Origin of the sequence: Dolichospermum flos-aquae CCAP 1403/13F, from assembly GCF_012516395.1 — a bacterium.
Classification (GTDB): Bacteria; Cyanobacteriota; Cyanobacteriia; order Cyanobacteriales; family Nostocaceae; genus Dolichospermum; species Dolichospermum lemmermannii.
On the sequence record NZ_CP051206.1, the window covers coordinates 3,263,300 to 3,279,332 of the forward strand.

16 protein-coding genes are annotated in these 16,033 nt (G+C 37.4%); 8 read left to right on the plus strand and 8 right to left on the minus strand.

Translation table 11 applies throughout. The features are described from left to right. Positions 1-166 precede the first annotated feature (166 nt). The 3 genes from HGD76_RS15830 (at position 167) to HGD76_RS15840 (ending at position 4,677) form a co-directional block, all read left to right on the plus strand. On the plus strand, positions 167-1,501 hold the full coding sequence (locus HGD76_RS15830; protein WP_168696345.1) for a TrkH family potassium uptake protein: 1,335 nt from the start codon (positions 167-169) through the stop codon (positions 1,499-1,501). A gap of 256 nt (positions 1,502-1,757) precedes the next feature. Next, positions 1,758-3,101, plus strand: coding sequence for a P-loop NTPase fold protein (locus HGD76_RS15835; RefSeq protein ID WP_168696346.1), 1,344 nt, complete (start codon positions 1,758-1,760; stop codon positions 3,099-3,101). After that, complete coding sequence (locus HGD76_RS15840) at positions 3,061-4,677, plus strand: tetratricopeptide repeat protein (RefSeq protein ID WP_168696347.1); 1,617 nt, start codon at positions 3,061-3,063, stop codon at positions 4,675-4,677. The genes HGD76_RS15835 and HGD76_RS15840 overlap by 41 nt, the downstream gene beginning before the upstream one ends. A 220-nt stretch (positions 4,678-4,897) precedes the next feature. Here the strand turns inward: HGD76_RS15840 and HGD76_RS15845 are convergent, their stop codons facing one another. The 4 genes from HGD76_RS15845 to HGD76_RS15860 form a co-directional block, all read right to left on the minus strand. Continuing rightward, positions 4,898-5,116 (minus strand): type II toxin-antitoxin system HicA family toxin, encoded by a 219-nt coding sequence (locus HGD76_RS15845; RefSeq protein ID WP_168696348.1) that lies wholly within the window; start codon positions 5,114-5,116, stop codon positions 4,898-4,900. Further along, positions 5,116-5,358, minus strand: a complete 243-nt coding sequence (locus tag HGD76_RS15850) for a type II toxin-antitoxin system HicB family antitoxin (protein ID WP_015083654.1) — start codon at positions 5,356-5,358, stop codon at positions 5,116-5,118. The genes HGD76_RS15845 and HGD76_RS15850 overlap by 1 nt, the downstream gene beginning before the upstream one ends. Positions 5,359-5,432: 74 nt before the next feature. Next, a complete protein-coding gene (locus tag HGD76_RS15855) occupies positions 5,433-6,125 on the minus strand; it encodes a Uma2 family endonuclease (RefSeq protein WP_168696349.1) in 693 nt (230 codons plus the stop codon). 69 nt (positions 6,126-6,194) lie between these two features. Next, complete coding sequence (locus HGD76_RS15860; RefSeq protein WP_168696350.1) at positions 6,195-6,644, minus strand: hypothetical protein; 450 nt, start codon at positions 6,642-6,644, stop codon at positions 6,195-6,197. 107 nt (positions 6,645-6,751) lie between these two features. On the opposite strand from HGD76_RS15860, the gene HGD76_RS15865 reads away from it, so the two are divergent. Beyond that, positions 6,752-7,447 carry a potassium channel family protein gene (locus HGD76_RS15865; protein ID WP_168697468.1) on the plus strand — a complete coding sequence of 232 codons (696 nt, stop codon included), beginning with the start codon at positions 6,752-6,754 and terminating at the stop codon, positions 7,445-7,447. 228 nt (positions 7,448-7,675) lie between these two features. Here the strand turns inward: HGD76_RS15865 and queA are convergent, their stop codons facing one another. Continuing rightward, a complete protein-coding gene (gene queA / locus HGD76_RS15870; RefSeq protein WP_168696351.1) occupies positions 7,676-8,785 on the minus strand; it encodes a tRNA preQ1(34) S-adenosylmethionine ribosyltransferase-isomerase QueA in 1,110 nt (369 codons plus the stop codon). A 192-nt stretch (positions 8,786-8,977) separates the two neighbouring features. On the opposite strand from queA, the gene HGD76_RS15875 reads away from it, so the two are divergent. Beyond that, positions 8,978-9,367 carry a hypothetical protein gene (locus HGD76_RS15875; RefSeq protein ID WP_015083649.1) on the plus strand — a complete coding sequence of 130 codons (390 nt, stop codon included), beginning with the start codon at positions 8,978-8,980 and terminating at the stop codon, positions 9,365-9,367. Positions 9,368-9,419: 52 nt separating this feature from the next. On the opposite strand, the gene HGD76_RS15880 is transcribed toward HGD76_RS15875, so the two are convergent. Beyond that, on the minus strand, positions 9,420-9,860 hold the full coding sequence (locus tag HGD76_RS15880; protein ID WP_015083648.1) for a YraN family protein: 441 nt from the start codon (positions 9,858-9,860) through the stop codon (positions 9,420-9,422). Between the two features lie 14 nt (positions 9,861-9,874). Between HGD76_RS15880 and HGD76_RS15885 the strand changes: the two genes are divergently transcribed. Further along, positions 9,875-10,378 (plus strand): pentapeptide repeat-containing protein, encoded by a 504-nt coding sequence (locus tag HGD76_RS15885; RefSeq protein WP_168696352.1) that lies wholly within the window; start codon positions 9,875-9,877, stop codon positions 10,376-10,378. A gap of 55 nt (positions 10,379-10,433) precedes the next feature. On the opposite strand, the gene HGD76_RS15890 is transcribed toward HGD76_RS15885, so the two are convergent. After that, complete coding sequence (locus HGD76_RS15890) at positions 10,434-11,045, minus strand: Uma2 family endonuclease (protein WP_015083646.1); 612 nt, start codon at positions 11,043-11,045, stop codon at positions 10,434-10,436. A 129-nt stretch (positions 11,046-11,174) separates the two neighbouring features. On the opposite strand from HGD76_RS15890, the gene HGD76_RS15895 reads away from it, so the two are divergent. Both HGD76_RS15895 and HGD76_RS15900 read left to right on the plus strand, forming a co-directional pair. Continuing rightward, positions 11,175-12,065: an ATP adenylyltransferase family protein gene (locus HGD76_RS15895; RefSeq protein WP_015083645.1), complete on the plus strand. Its 891-nt coding sequence runs from the start codon at positions 11,175-11,177 to the stop codon at positions 12,063-12,065. A 95-nt stretch (positions 12,066-12,160) separates the two neighbouring features. After that, on the plus strand, positions 12,161-13,519 hold the full coding sequence (locus HGD76_RS15900) for a cysteine desulfurase-like protein (RefSeq protein WP_174783160.1): 1,359 nt from the start codon (positions 12,161-12,163) through the stop codon (positions 13,517-13,519). Positions 13,520-13,609: 90 nt separating this feature from the next. Here HGD76_RS15900 and HGD76_RS15905 read toward each other — a convergent pair whose 3' ends face one another. Further along, positions 13,610-15,883 (minus strand): RelA/SpoT family protein, encoded by a 2,274-nt coding sequence (locus tag HGD76_RS15905; RefSeq protein ID WP_168696353.1) that lies wholly within the window; start codon positions 15,881-15,883, stop codon positions 13,610-13,612. Positions 15,884-16,033: the final 150 nt, after the last annotated feature.

The following is a 16,033-nucleotide window of genomic DNA, read 5'->3' on the forward strand; positions in this document are numbered from 1 at the left end:
AAAATGACAGGAAATTGGAAAAAAACTTATTCTTAGGCTACCATCTATGTTTTTAATTAGATAGGGATATTTTTCTGCCTGGGAATAACTCATTAATTCTACCTTGGTAAGATGTCAAAATAGCCTAATTGCACAAAGTTTATTTATTTTTCATTTTTAATTACTTATGACTGTTGCGCGGACAATTTGTTTGGGCTTTGTCGCTGTCATTCTCTTGGGAGCAATTCTCTTGACAATGCCTTTCTCTACTGGTAATGGTAATTGGAATGACCCCATTGTTGCCCTATTTACTTCAACTTCGGCAGTTTGTGTCACAGGTTTAGCAGTGGTAGATACTGGTACTGATTTTTCGTTTTTAGGTCAGTTGTTTATTGCCTTATTAGCCCAAATTGGTGGTTTAGGTTATATGACAACTACCACATTTTTAATGTTATTAATTGGCAGAAAATTTGACCTGCGACAAAAAGTAGCAATTCAACAAGCTTTAGACCGTCCAGGCATGAGTGGTAGCAGTCAAATTATCCGTTCTATTATTGCGACTACCTTATTATTTGAACTCACGGGAGTATTTTTATTAATGATAGTCTTTGTTCCCGAAAAAGGTTGGCAAGAAGGAACTTGGTTAGCAATTTTTCATAGTGTTAGTGCTTGGGATAATGCTGGATTTAGTTTATTCAAAGATAATTTAATTGGTTATCAATCTTCTCCTTTAGTGATTATCACAATTGGCTGTTTAATTATCTTTGGAGGTATTGGTTATCAAGTAATTTTGGATATGTATTTGTGGTTACGTGACCGCATAGTCAAAAAAACAAGTTGTTTAGTATTCTCTCTAGATTTCAAAGTTGCTACTAGCACAACTTTAATATTATTAGTGTTAGGAACAATTGCAATTCTCTTTGTAGAAATTAGAAACGATAGCGTCTTTGGACAATTAAGTTTATCTGATAAAATATTAGCCGCTTGGTTTCAGTCAGTTAGTACCAGAACCGCTGGTTTTAATAGCATTGACATTGGGAAAATGACTAATGCCGGATTATTCATTATGATTGCTTTGATGTTTATTGGTGCAAGTCCTGGAGGTACAGGAGGAGGAATCAAAACAACTACTTTACGAGTGCTTACCAGTTGTACAAATGCAATTCTTCAAGGCAAAGAAGAGGTATTATTATATAATCGCAAAATTGCCATCTCATTAATTTTAAAAGCTGTTGGAGTGGTGTTTGGTTCACTAGCAACAGTGATTGTAGCTACGGTTTTAATTAGTATTACTGACCCCAAATTGGCTTTTATTCAAATTCTTTTTGAAGTAGTATCAGCCTTTGGTACAGTCGGACTCTCTACAGGAATTACAGGGACTGTTTCTATTGCAGCAAAATTAATTTTAATTCTCACAATGTATATTGGTCGAGTTGGTGTTTTATTATTAATGTCATCTATATTAGGTGATCCTCGTCCTACCAGAATCCACTATCCCGAAGAAAATCTCCTTGTTGGATAATCACCAATTACCAATTGATATCGAACTCAGGAAGAACGGGAATTAGATACCACCTTCCCCAGTTATTATACTCAAAACGGCTTGATTGTTTGATTCTAAACGTAGGGGTTTAGCTCTTGCTTTACCCCTACACATCTGGGTTCTTTGTCATTTGGCAAAAGTTTAAATCTCACCCGTGTTTAGTATAACTTGCTGGTGGTGGTAGCGAAAATGTCAATAATCAACTAAAATTTAAGTTGAGTCTATAACTTTATCTATGAATCAACCTAACTTTCAACGTGCAAATACTCTAAAATCTGCTTATAATGCTTGCACTTTAGAACCACTAGAACCTGCGGAAATTTCAAAATACTATGTTGATTTATCAGCAGTACGTAAATCTTCAGCCGTTGAGGGTGTAAGCACAATTTTAGAGTTTCAAGAATTAGGGGACTATACCACTATTTTATTTACTGGACATCGAGGTTCAGGTAAAAGTACAGAGTTAAAAAAGATTCAAAGTCAATGGGAACAAAATTATCATGTCATTTATTTAGAAGTAAATGAAGAAACAGATATTAATGATGCTAATTATACAGATTTATATTTAATTGTAATTAAGCAAGTTGAATTTACTTTACGGAAATTAGGGTTAAAGTTTGAACAAAAATTATTAAATAGTTTTGAGAATTGGTTTAAGGAAATTACAGAAGAAAATGAAGAAAGTGTAGAAAAATCCGTCAGTGTGGAATCAGAAGCCAGTTTAGAAGGTGGTGCGCCATTTATTGCGAAATTAATGGTGAAATTATTGGCACAAATCAAGGGTTCTGATAAACAAAAAACTACAATTCGCCAAACTTTAGAAAAGGATATTTCTCGACTCAAGGCAGATATCAACCTATTGCTAGATGACGCTTATGGTAAATTGAGAAAAAAATATCCAAACTCTAAGGGTTTATTAATTATTTTTGATAACTTAGATCGTGTTCCCCCTGCGGTTGCAGATCATTTATTTTTTGACTATGCAGCCCAATTACAAGAACTGCACTGTACAATTATTTATACAGTTCCTATTTCTATTCTTTGTTCACCGAAAAAACCTCTAGCTTTATTTGATGGTGAACCGCACATTGTGCCAATGGTGAATATATACCAATTTGATCGAAATGTGCGTGATTTAAACTATAATCAAATTGGATTGGATGCAGTAGCAAGTTTAATTGAAAAACGAGTAGATGTTAATGCTGTGTTTAATTCCCGTGCAGAATTGCTAGAATTAGCTAAAGCTAGTGGTGGTCATGTGCGTCAAATTATGCAAATGATGAGGGCTACTTGCTTACGCGCCAGCACCAAAAATCATAGTAAGATTGAAGCTGAAGATGTTGTTTATGCTGTCAAACAACAACAATTTAGTTTTGAAAGATTTATTCCTGAAGAACATTATCCAGTTTTAGCGCAAGTTTACGTGAATAAAGATGTGAGTAAAGATGATATTGGCCAGTTAATGCTGTTTAATACTTCTGTTTTAGAATACAATGGCGATAACAGATGGAATTATCCTAACCCAGTGGTGAAGCAAAATGAATTCTTCCAAAAAGCACTGGCAGAAATTACAACATGATTTTAACGCCGAATTGGGGCAATTTGTCGCCCTGAATCAAGATATTTTGGCGGAATTATTGACCTTTATTGACTTTTCTGAAAAGTTTACTTTAGGATTTATTGAGATTAATTTTCCTCCTGATGGAGAGTTATTAATTGAGGCATTAAAAACAAATTCCCAATGTGAGGAAATTCAATTTGTAATTCTCAAATTTGCTGATCCTAATTTGCGCTTTTTGCGTGATGCTATTATTCATGAATTAGCAAATATTGAGAAAGAGGCAAATAAAAAGTTAGTATTAATTATTCAAGGTTTAGAAAAATCTATTGGTGTGTTTGGTGAATATCCGCCATTTTTACAAGATTTGAATTTTGTCAGGGATGCTTACAAAAAAACTGTCCCTTATCCTATTTTATTCATTTTACCAGATTACGCTATTAACCGTTTAGCTAAATTTGCTCCTGATTTTTGGGCTTGGCGTTCTGGTGTGTTTAGATTTAAAACTTTAGAAAAAACTAGAGAAAATGCAATTGCTCAGACTTTAGAATCTCATATAGAAATTGACAGAGTAGAACCACAAGAAAAACAAGAACGAATTGAGATTTTACAAAGTTTATTGATGGAATATAAACCTACCTGTGAGCAAACTAATGATGGTAATTTACGCAGGTATAGTAATATTTTATTGGAGTTGGGAACAGCTTATATTAGTCAACATCAAGCAAAAACAGCGAGGGAATATTTAGCTGAAGCTTTACAAATTGCTGACAAATTAGCAGATGTTAATTTTCAACTTCAGGTTTTGAATAAAATTGGTGATGCTTTTGCTGAGGAAAGAAAATTTGAAACAGCTATTAATTATTATCGACAGGGTGTAGATATTGCCAAAGAACTAAAAAACCGTAATGGTGAAAGTTATGCTTTGTTTAAATTAGGTAATGCTTATTTCGATTTACGGCAATTTTTAAAAGCCAAAGAATATTATCAACAGTGTTTAAAAATTTATCAGGAATTAGGGAAGAGAAATTCTCAAGCTGGAACATACCACCAGTTGGGATATGTAGCCCAAGAAATGCGGGAATATGCCCAAGCACGGGACTTTTATCAACAAGCTTTATCTATCAAAATCGAATTTGGCGATGCCTTCGGCGGGCAAAGCCTACGCTTTTCTCAAGCTGGAACATACCACCAGTTGGGAAGAGTAGCCGAAGAAATGCGGGAATATGCCCAAGCACGGGACTTTTATCAACAAGCTTTATCTATCTTTATCGAATTTGGCGATGCCTTCGGCGGGCAAAGCCTACGCTTTTCTCAAGCTAAAACCTACCACCAGTTGGGAAGAGTAGCCGAAGAAATGCGGGAATATGCCCAAGCACGGGACTTTTATCAACTAGCTTTATCTATTAAAATCGAATTTGGCGATCGCTATTCTCAAGCTAGTACCTACCACTGTTTAGGCATACTTGCAGAGACGCAGGAAGATTATACAGAAGCAAGAGTAAATTTACAAACAGCCTTAGAGATATATGTTGAATATAAAGATGAATATTGGGGGAATATTGCGAGGGAGAATTTAGAGAGATTACCAGAGTGATAAAATAAATACGGTTGTTTTGTTTGCTTTCACAACCGCCCTGAAATGAATTATGGCTTACGCCACGCTTCGCTATCAGGGCTAATAGCCAAAGTAAACTAAAGTTTACTAAACAATTTTCAGGTTATTTAGTCATCTTTAGATGACTTTTGCTATGAGACTGGGAATTCATTCCCAGACGGGTTAAAGGTTTTGCGTTAAATAGAAAAATAATAAATTTTTAAAGCACTTCCCATTCATTTCTACTGATTTGAGCTTGTTTTAATATCTTTGCTAATAAGCTTTTGCTAATATCTCCTTCATGGGGATTAGGAATTATTAACCTCACATCATCTCTAACCATAAATTGATGTCTTGTCCCTGAATATGGACCATCAAAGCCAATTTGTTTCAGGTAATAAATTAAATCCCGGCGACTAATAGGTGCAAAGCTTGGCATCAAGCTACATCCTTTTTCAAAGCAAGGTAAATACCATCTAACTCAGGTATATTATGTCCTAACTGCAATCCTAAAACAATCCATTCTTCTAAAGATTGTTTTAATTCTTCCCGACAATTTTCCAGTGTAGGTGCATTGGCATATAAACCTTGTAATTCAGGGACTTCAGCGTAAAAAGTACCATCTTCTAAAAGTTCATATTTAGCGCGTTTTAAGGCTGATTGAATGTAGTCTGTTATCATTTGTTTTGTCTAATAAGCCTATTTCTCTGATTAAATTGTAATCTGAAAATCAAAATCCTACTTAAATTATATCATCAACCTGATAAACGCCGTAAAAATTCCGTGTGTTCTGGTGAATTTAATCCTGTTTGCAATACTTCTAAAACTTTAACCATATCTCCTGCTAATAATGCCGTTACAGATAACCATAATCCCGGCATAACTTGACTTTTAATAATGCCCTCTGTATCAGGTTGCAGTAATATATATTCACTGTCATGTAACCCAAACCAATCTAATTTATTTTCTAAACTCTGCCAAACAAGATATTCTTGAATGCCGTTCCGTTTATAGGCTTTTTTCTTATCATATAAATCATAAGCTGCACTGCTGGCGGCAATTTCCGCGACTAATTCCGGTGCGCCTTCAATATAATCATCATCGGTAATTCGAGATTTTCCACCCAAACTTTCATCAATTAATAAAACTCCATCGGGTTGAGGTTCATTATCTTGATCTAATCTAATAGTGGGTTCTATTCCTAATTTAATTCCGGGGGTATAAATTTGATAATTTCCTAACCAAATCATCAATTTAGCATGGGGTTCTGCATGACGTTGAAAGCGTAAAGGTGAAGCCACGTAAACTACTCCTTCGATTAATTCAGCTTTTTTAATATCGAGACTTTCAGTATAACGACGTTCAAATTCATGGCGTGATAAGCGATCGCCATTTTCTAATGGTAGAATTTGAGAAGTTGGGTTAGTTTGTGACCGCTGCATTACCATTTGCTATACCTCCAAGAATTAATTGACACAATCAGCAGAGGACGGGAAAACCCGCCCCTACATCATAAACTATTTGGCTGGGGGTAAAGTTCCACCACTAGCAGTCGGTGGTTCGGTGTAATCACAAAAGATATTTACCCCTATTTTGAGGATATATAAAACTATAACGGTCGCAATGGCAGGATCAAGAGGTAAACCACTGGATGAAGCTAAACCCACTAAGGAAACTATAACACCAGTGAGTAAAGGAGAACTGCCCGGATTTCTGGTGTATTCTTTGAGTTGACCACGAAACCCATCATCGCCACAAAGTTCATTTCGCAAGGCTTTGAGGGTGATTTGTAAAAGTGATTTATCTCCCCCCATCATAGCTTGACCATTTTTTTCTTGCCATAAATCTTGAAAAGCCGTTTCCATGTCGCCATTGTGCTTTTCTAAATGATCCATTGCTTCCAGTCCGGGGGTATAATCAGGCATTAATTCCCGCATAGCTTTGATTTCGCTGTTAGTTATTTGCATAGCTAATTTAGGTGGTTTACTTAGTAGTATCAAAATCAACTACATTATGGACAGGGATTATTCATTCCGTATTTAGTGTACCAATTACCAATTACCAATCACCAATTATGAATCTTTCATCATTAAAATTTCTTCGCAGTTTACGTAAAGATAACCACCAATTTGCTGTAATTGGGTTAGGTCGTTTTGGTCGTTCCGTTTGTTCAACACTGCATAATTTAGGTTATCAAGTGTTAGCTACAGATGTTGATGAAAAACGGGTTTCCGAAGCCTTAAATGAAGAAATAGTTGGTCATGCTTTACAACTTGATTCAACCGAACCAGCAGCCCTGAAAGAAGCTGGAATTTTTGAATTTGATACCGTAATTGTCGCAATTGGTAATTACGTTCAGGAAAGTATTATTACTACTTTAAATGTGAAAGAAGGTGGTGTACCTCACGTGGTGGCAAAAGCCTCTAGCGAAGTTCACCGCAAATTATTAAACCGAGTAGGAGCAGATCATGTAGTATTTCCTGAATACGAAGCTGGTTGTGCTTTAGCACGCACACTTACTAAACCGGGAATTTTAGAAAGATTTGATCTTGACCCAGATAATAGTATTGTTGAATTAATTGTTCCTGATGAATTTCATGGAAAAACCATTGCTGAACTTCAACTTCGTAACCGCTATGGTTTAAATATGTTAGCTGTCAGTCATGATAGTAAATTTATCATTAATCCCGAACCAACTAAACGTTTAGAAAAAGGTTCTGCAATGGTAGTAATTGGTTGCAATAAAGATATAAATCGTTTACCAATATAGGGAACAGGGAACAGGGAACAGGGAACAGGGAATAGGGAATAGGGAATAGGGAACAGGGAACAGGGAATAATAATTTGTTCAATTAAGTAGGTGAACGGAAAAAAACCGTAGACGCTCCGCGGCTTCTCGAAGAGTAATATGTAACGAAAAGTAAAAAGTCATACTGAATCTAATCTAAATTAGATGATCCATTACTTCATCAAAAATTCATAATTTAATGCTTTTCCCTTATGGTAATATCAGCATGGCATCACCAAAAGAATAAAAGCGGTATTCAGAAGTAATTGCTTCTTGATAAAGATCCAACAATCTTTCTCTACCAATCAAAGCACTAACGAGCATCAATAAACTAGAACGGGGTAAATGGAAATTGGTGATTAAACCCTCCACAACCTGCCATTTATACCCAGGATAAATAAATAAATTTGTCTTCCCCACAAATGGCTGTAAATCTCCCAATTGTGCTGCACCCTCCAAAGCCCTTACCGCTGTTGTTCCCACCGCAATAATTCGCCCCCCAGCAGCCTGAGTAGCCCGAATTTGGTCAACGGTATCAGCAGGAACTTCAATCCATTCTTCGTGCATAGCATGGGTAGTAACATCTTTTACTTCTACTGGGCGAAAAGTACCGATACCCACATGAAGAGTAATAAAAGCCTGATTAATGCCACAACTACGCAATTTTTCTAGTAATTCCGGTGTAAAATGTAATCCTGCTGTTGGGGCTGCGATCGCTCCTTCTTCAGCCGCATACACTGTCTGATACTGTTCATCAGCAGCCGTAGAAGCCGTGATATAAGGTGGTAGAGGAATTTGTCCAAATGTCCCCAACACCTGCAATAAAGGAACTTGCTCCGGTAAATCAAACTGTAATAATCGCCCCCCAGTTTCCGAATCTGACTCAACCACTGTTGCCTTTAATGTTTGTTTATTTCCCTGTTCCCCCGATGTAAAAATAATCTCATTGCCTATCTTAAACCGCTTTCCTGGCTTCACCAAAGCCAACCAGCAATTATGTCGCCGTTCCTCTACCAGTAACACCTCCACACTCCCACTCGTAGACGTATAGCCATACAACCGAGCGGGAATAACTTTAGTATTATTCATCACTAGCAAATCTCCCGGCTTTAACAGTTCCGGCAAATTACGGAAAATGTGATGTAGTGGTGGTATAGTCTTAGCGGTTTCAGGAGAATTTACCACCAATAACTTAGAACTATCTCTAGGAACAGCAGGGTTTTGGGCAATTCGTCCCGGTGGAAGTTCGTATTCATAACCAGACAACGAACAATCTAAATTGATATCTTGTGATTCTGCTTGTAGTATTTTTTGCTTCATATTAATTGAGTAATTGAGTAATTGAGTAATTGGTAATTGGGAAAATTATTTCTCCCTGCCCCCTGCCTTCTGCCTCCTGCCCAGATTGGGTAAATCTCCCCATAAAAGAACGGGTGCTTTTACCCTACCGGGAACTCCACCCCATTAACGAAGATAGATAGGTAGAACTAATTTTAATCCCATAACATGATGATGGAATACTTATACTATCTAGGCAATGCCACCCTCACCCTGAGAATCGTTCAATACCTACATGGTAGACCACAACTTCCCCTATCCTTTGTGAGCGTGATTCATCAAATTGATGGTTGGGTAGTCAGAATTAAATTCAAAGAAACAGTCTCAGATCAACAAGACGGCGATTTTCGAGCTTTCTTGAGTGAATTGGGAATTAGCTATCAACCACCAATGAGAGTGCAAATGGCGTTTTGGAGTTTAGAAGCCGGACAAACACCCGTAGACGTAATGCGTCGTTACCAAGTAGCAGTTGTTTCTCATGGTAGCCCGGAAAGGGAAGAAATTGAAGCATTTAGACAACAGTTTGTTCGAGGTTTAGGATATTGTCCAGAAACACTCGCTTAAACAGTTCTAAATTAAGTATCGCAAAGTAAAAATAATTTCGCCATAGCATTTATTATTTATCAAAAGCTGCCTCAATGTATTGTTGCAGTTTAAACTCATATCCAGATATAGATAAACGCTCTAAAAATTTGTCCCCAATAATTTTTCTAGTTTCTGGTTGATAGTGAACCAGTGCTACATCAAAGCGACAAGCATAATCAGCTTTTTGTGGATATTCAGCTAAAAATATTTCCGCCGTCCGCCAAATTTTTGCTTGTTTTTGGGGAGTAATGGCATTTTTTCCCCCTTCATCCCAATTACCAGAACTGCGGGTTTTCACTTCAACAAATGCTACAATTGAGTCTTGATATTGAGCGATAATATCAATTTCTCCCCAAGGACACCAAAAGCGACGCTGCAAAACTTCCCAACCTGTAGATTGTAACCATTTGGCTACCAGGTCTTCACCTATGTTACCAATATCTGCATAATTAAATGGAGAAGGATTAGCCATTAATTAACAATACCATGAATACTAAACATCGCAATTGGATAAGCATACTCAGTTTATTACTTTGGGCAATCATTTCCACCACAGCTTTAGCAAGTTTTGTCCCTACTGCTGTAGCACTGGAATATAACAAAGAAATTCTGATCAGTGCTGATTTTTCTGGACGTGATTTAACAGATTCTAGTTTTACTAAAGCAAATCTTCGGTACAGTAATTTTAGTAACTCTAATTTAAGTGGTGTGAGTTTCTTCGCCGCCAATTTAGAATCAGCAAATTTACAGGGAGCAAACCTAACTAATACTACATTAGATTCAGCGCGATTGATTAAAGCCGATTTAACCAACGCCATTTTAGAAGGAGCATTTGCAGCTAGTGCCAAATTTGATGGTGCTATAATAGATGGTGCAGATTTTACCGATGTACTACTGCGTCGAGATGAACAAAAGAAACTATGTATGGTGGCAAAAGGTACTAATCCCGTGACAGGAAGGGATACAAGAGATACTTTATATTGTTCTTAGATCAGATCAGATACCCGGCTTCTTAAACAAGTCGGGGATCTGACGCTTACAGTATTTATATATTTTGTAAAATTTGTGAAAGTGTTAATTTGAGTTCTGGAAATAATGGCGATATAATTAAATCATTACCTCTAAATTGATTAACTATGTATTCATCATCAACTAAAGAATAAATAGAAATAGTCGGTTGTTTAGGATTACCAATAAATCTTTTACCACCGAAAGCACCATAATCAACTATCCAATATTCAGAAATACCCATTGATTCATAATCATTGGTTTTATGAGTATAATCTGTTTGCCAATTACTGCTAACAATTTCTATCACTAAAGGAACTGAAGCAGCTTGAGTAATGGTTGATTCTTTTTTCCACAAAGGTTCATTAGGTAAGTTAGCAGGATTGAGTAATAAAATATCAGGTGAATAGGCAGATTCAGATTTTGGTGTTTTGATTAATGTTGTTTTAGGTATAAGGTAAGAAAGATTAAGTCTATCTAATTCTCCTGATATCTTACGGGCTAAAAAACCAATTACGAATTCATGATCTCCTACTGGTGGGTTCATTTCTACAATTTCTCCATTGTGTAATTCATAACGTGATCCTGTTTCTGGATAGGATTGGATAAACTCCTCAAAGCTGACTGATTTGGTTAACGTTTGAACCATGATTCACCTCTTGAATGGTGATAATTTGCTGATTTTAATTATACTATATAGAAATCCAATATTACCAAAAATTATTAATTTTACCCAACCAATTTATGATATAAAATTGTTAGTTATCTCCTATAAAATATGCACCAGCAAGAAATTCGACTGAAACCCGGTACATTATGGACAAGTCTTAAAAAAACCACCGAACTAGCTTTAAAATCTGGAGCTTTAAAATCTATTCCTACAGAGTTGGAAATTTTTGAAAAAGATGGAATCAAGTTTGTTATCAGAATTTTAGAAAATATCAACCGCAAAAACGCTGATAAGGCTAAAAAAGATCAAGAAGCGACTAAAACTGGTAAAGAATTTAATCCTTTTTTACCCTACGAAGAAGATTTATTTGTCACAGATATCTCTAATACTCATGTTTGTATTTTAAATAAATTCAATGTTGTTGATTATCACTTATTAATAATCACCCGCGCTTTTGAACCACAGGAAAGCCTACTTACCCTAGAAGACTTAACAGCAGTATGGGCTTGTTTAGCAGAATTTAATGGGTTAGTATTTTATAATGGTGGTAAACTTGCCGGTGCGAGTCAACCACATAAACATTTGCAAATTGTTCCTTTTACAGAAACAGATATTCCCATTTCACCACTTTTGAAAACAGCAAAATTAGAAAATGATCTGGGAACTATTCCAGAATTTCCCTTTTTACACGCTTTCACTACTCTTAAAATGGGAGAAAGTGCAGAAGTAACCTTAGAAAAATATCATACTTTATTGCGAACTGTGGGAATCAAACCTCTAGAAAATAATATGCAATCAGGAGCATATAATCTTTTATTTACGCGAGAATGGATGTTAATTATCCCCCGCAAACAAGAAGAATTTGAGAAAATTTCTGTCAACTCACTAGGATTTGCGGGGGCATTATTAGTTAAAAATCAACAACAAATGCAATTACTAAAAAATATCAACCCTATTAACCTTTTAAATAATGTTGCTTTTCCTAGACAACAAAATTGAATCTTAGACTAGAATATGAGTTATTGTATTTCCTTTGCGTCTTTGCTCCTTAGCGTCTCTGCGCGAAACAAAAATCATAAAAAAGAGGAAAAATCATGGAATCTTTAGACATAAAATGGATTCGTTCCCAGTTTCCCGCACTCACACAAACAATCAACGGAAAACCAGCAATTTTCTTTGATGGACCCGGTGGCACACAAGTACCCGGTGGAGTATTAGACGCAATTAGTGATTATTTAGTTAGATCAAATGCCAATGCTCACGGTGCTTTTACTACCAGTATGCGAACCGATGCCTTGATTATTTCTGCCAGGTCAGCGATCGCTGATTTCCTAGGATGCGATAATGATGAAGTAGTATTTGGCGCAAATATGACCACTCTCACCTTCTCTGTGAGTCGCGCTATTGGTAGAGAATTACAACCAGGTGATGAAATAATTGTTACAGACTTAGACCATGCTGCCAATATTTCTCCCTGGTATGCTTTAGAAGAAAAAGGTGTCATTATTCGGACTGTTGATATTAATATCGCCGACTGTACTTTAGATTTAAACGATTTAGAAAAAAAGATAAATTCCCGCACCAAACTAGTAGCAGTAACTTACGCTTCCAACGCCGTTGGCACAATTAATGATATTGCTAAAATAGTCAAACTCGCCCATAAATTCGGGGCTTTAGTATATGTTGATGCCGTTCATTATGCCCCCCATGCACCGATAAATGTTCATCATTTAGACTGTGATTTTCTCGCCTGTTCCGCCTATAAATTCTTTGCCCCCCATTTAGGAATCCTCTACGGAAAAAGAGAACATTTAAGCAAATTTTCCCCCTATAAAGTTAAACCCGCATCAGAAGAAGTCCCTTCCAGATGGGAAACAGGAACATTAAATCATGAAGGTTTAGCCGGATTAGTAGCAGCAATTAATTATTTAACAAAATTAGGTTGTCATGTTTCCCCAACTCTAGACAATGAATTACTTTCCTCCTTAATAGAAGCCGACAGAGAAGGTTTAACTACCTTCCATTGTCCTCGATTTTTGACTGCACCAGAACAAGAGAATCATGAATTAGTATCAGCTTATCATAGTCGGCGAGCAGCTTTAATAGCAGCAATGTCAGCCATTCAACAATATGAAAGAGAATTAAGCAAAAAGCTAATTTCCGGATTATTAAAAATCCCCGGTTTAAGCCTTTATGGTATTACCGAACCCAGCCAATTTACATGGCGGACACCAACCGTCTCTATTCGCATAGAAGGAAAAACACCAGAAACAATCGCCAAAATATTAGGAGAACAGGGAATATTTGCTTGGTACGGCAACTTCTACGCAGTTAACCTCACCGAAAAACTAGACGTAGAAACATCAGGTGGCTTATTACGCATAGGACTAGCCCACTACAACACAGCCGCAGAAATTGATCAACTTCTGCAAACCTTAAATGAAATCGTCTAAAACCTTTAAATTACAGCTATCTTCTTCCTTTGCGCCTTTGCTCCTTAGCGCCTTTGCGCGAAACAAAATTGAAAATAGCTGTAAACCCCACTAACCGCAGTCCTCAACCTCACAAACCCGACGAATATTGAGAATATCACTCATTTTCTTGAGTTGCACAAATAAATGTTCCAACTGAGAACAATCGCGGACATCAATACCCAAATTCATCAAAGCGGGTTGTCCCAAAGAAGTTTTCACTTGAGCATGACGGACATTAATCCCCTGGTCACTCAAACGTGACAAAACATCTTTTAATACTCCCACCCTATCCATAGCCTCAATTTGTATATTAATAGGATAAGTATGAGTACGACTGCGGTTTTCCATAGCTAAATTCCAGCGGACTGGGACTAAACGCTCATACTCAACAGGATCTACATTATGACAGCCTTGGCGATGGATAGAAATTCCTCTGACTCGCGTCACCACACCCACAATCGCTTCCCCAGGAATGGGAGTACAACAGCCAGCGATATGATGAACCAAACCCTCCATACCAATAATTGGGGAATCACTAGCACGGGAACTAGTGGTTAACATATCCCGTGAAGTTTTTGGCGTTGGTTCTTTGGGAATAAATGGAACAACATCACTTACAGGTTGTCTAGCTTTGACAACTTCCCGCCACCGGTTCAGTGCTAAGTTTGAGGTAATTTCCCCATAACCCAAACCGGCGAGTAAATCTTCCACACTGTGATAATTACATTTTTCTGCCACAGTTTGCATAGCGTCTGATTTGAGCAAATTCTCAAAACCAGTTTTCCCCAATTCCTTCTCTAATAAATCCCGTCCCCTAGCAACATTTTCTTCCCGGCGCGATCGCTTGTACCATTGTTTAATTCTATACTTCGCAGCCGAAGTGCTAACAAAATTTAACCAATCTAAGCTGGGATGACAATTCTTTTGGGTAATAATATCCACAATATCGCCATTATGCAGACGCGTGGATAAAGGAACAATTCGCCCATTGACTCGCGCCCCCGCACAGTGATTTCCGACTTCCGTATGAATCCGATAGGCAAAATCTATACTTGTAGAACCGGGACTTAAAGGAACAACATCCCCCTTTGGGGTGAAGACATAAACGTCATCTTCAAATAGATTGTCTTTAACACTATCTAAGTATTCCTGAGCATCCTTTAAATCACTTTGCCAATCTAGCAACTGCCGTAACCAAGTAAATTTTTCATCAGTGCTGGTCACAGGAGTATTTTCAGAACCCCCAGTTTCCTTATACTTCCAATGGGCAGCAATACCATATTCCGCGATATGGTGCATTTCCAAAGTCCGAATTTGTACTTCCAACGGGCGGCCAGTCAAGCCAATTACTCCGGTATGCAAAGACTGATAATGGTTTGGTTTAGGCAAGCCAATGTAATCTTTAAATCTACCAGGAATGGGACGAAAAGAATCATGAACCACTGCCAAAGCCCGATAACATTCTTCATTGGTTTGAACAATAATTCGCAGTGCTGCCAAATCGTAAATTTCATGAAATTCCTTTTGCTGCCGCTGCATTTTTTGATAAATGCTATAAAGGTGTTTAGGACGACCACTAATTTCCAGACAATTAACACCAGCTTTGAGTAACCGACGGCGCAAAGTATCCGTAGCTTTGAGTAATTTTTCTTCCCGTGCCGTGCGTTTTTCCGCGACACATTGCTGAGTTTCTCGATAAGCTTCTGGTTCTAAATATTTAAATGCTAAATCTTCTAATTCCCATTTAATTTGCCAAATCCCTAAGCGATTCGCCAAAGGTGCGAAAATATCTCGTGTTTCCTGGGCGCTGCGTTGACGACTAGCTTCGGACATATATTGAAGGGTTCGCATATTATGCAAACGGTCTGCCAGTTTTACCACAATTACGCGAATATCTTGCGCCATAGCCAAAAACATTCGCCGGAAATTTTCCGCTTGACTTTCGGTTTTGCTAGTAAAATTTATTTTCGACAGTTTGGTAACACCTTCTACCAATAGCCGCACTTCTGCTCCAAACCGGGCTTCTATATCTTCACTTGTAACTTCTGTATCTTCGACTACATCATGAAGTAAGCCGGCTGCTATCATAGCCGGACTACCACCTAATTCACGGAGTATTTCCGCTACAGCAACAGGATGGGCAATATACGGTTCTCCTGATTTCCGAATTTGACCCCCATGCAGTTCATATGCAAACTGAAAAGCCCGACAAATTAAGGCATTACCGTTATACGTTCGGTCTTCTTCCTCCGTAAGTATCGGTGCTGGTGGTGCAATTAAACATTTGTTAAGCCAATCTGGGAGAATGACATCAACAGGGGGTTTGACAGCTACACTACTCATAAAATAAAAAGGTAATTGGTGGATAGGTTAAGAGAAAAGCAAAATTGACAGCACGCCTATAAAATAGATGCTGTTGCCTGGAGGCTTAGAGATGATGCGCTAATTGTTTGTAATCATCATCCATTGCAGGTTTTGTTCAAACATAATAAA

Coding starts and splice junctions, on each gene's coding strand:
- HGD76_RS15860 (WP_168696350.1), bottom strand. CDS start 6,644: ATGCAAATAACTAACAGCGAAATCAAAGCTATGCGGGAATTAATGCCT.
- HGD76_RS15905 (WP_168696353.1), bottom strand. CDS start 15,883: ATGAGTAGTGTAGCTGTCAAACCCCCTGTTGATGTCATTCTCCCAGAT.
- HGD76_RS15840 (WP_168696347.1), top strand. CDS start 3,061: ATGAATTCTTCCAAAAAGCACTGGCAGAAATTACAACATGATTTTAAC.
- HGD76_RS15890 (WP_015083646.1), bottom strand. CDS start 11,045: ATGGTTCAAACGTTAACCAAATCAGTCAGCTTTGAGGAGTTTATCCAA.
- HGD76_RS15855 (WP_168696349.1), bottom strand. CDS start 6,125: ATGGTAATGCAGCGGTCACAAACTAACCCAACTTCTCAAATTCTACCA.
- HGD76_RS15875 (WP_015083649.1), top strand. CDS start 8,978: ATGGAATACTTATACTATCTAGGCAATGCCACCCTCACCCTGAGAATC.
- HGD76_RS15865 (WP_168697468.1), top strand. CDS start 6,752: ATGAATCTTTCATCATTAAAATTTCTTCGCAGTTTACGTAAAGATAAC.
- HGD76_RS15830 (WP_168696345.1), top strand. CDS start 167: ATGACTGTTGCGCGGACAATTTGTTTGGGCTTTGTCGCTGTCATTCTC.
- HGD76_RS15885 (WP_168696352.1), top strand. CDS start 9,875: ATGAATACTAAACATCGCAATTGGATAAGCATACTCAGTTTATTACTT.
- queA (WP_168696351.1), bottom strand. CDS start 8,785: ATGAAGCAAAAAATACTACAAGCAGAATCACAAGATATCAATTTAGAT.
- HGD76_RS15835 (WP_168696346.1), top strand. CDS start 1,758: ATGAATCAACCTAACTTTCAACGTGCAAATACTCTAAAATCTGCTTAT.
- HGD76_RS15850 (WP_015083654.1), bottom strand. CDS start 5,358: ATGATAACAGACTACATTCAATCAGCCTTAAAACGCGCTAAATATGAA.
- HGD76_RS15880 (WP_015083648.1), bottom strand. CDS start 9,860: ATGGCTAATCCTTCTCCATTTAATTATGCAGATATTGGTAACATAGGT.
- HGD76_RS15895 (WP_015083645.1), top strand. CDS start 11,175: ATGCACCAGCAAGAAATTCGACTGAAACCCGGTACATTATGGACAAGT.
- HGD76_RS15845 (WP_168696348.1), bottom strand. CDS start 5,116: ATGCCAAGCTTTGCACCTATTAGTCGCCGGGATTTAATTTATTACCTG.
- HGD76_RS15900 (WP_174783160.1), top strand. CDS start 12,161: ATGGAATCTTTAGACATAAAATGGATTCGTTCCCAGTTTCCCGCACTC.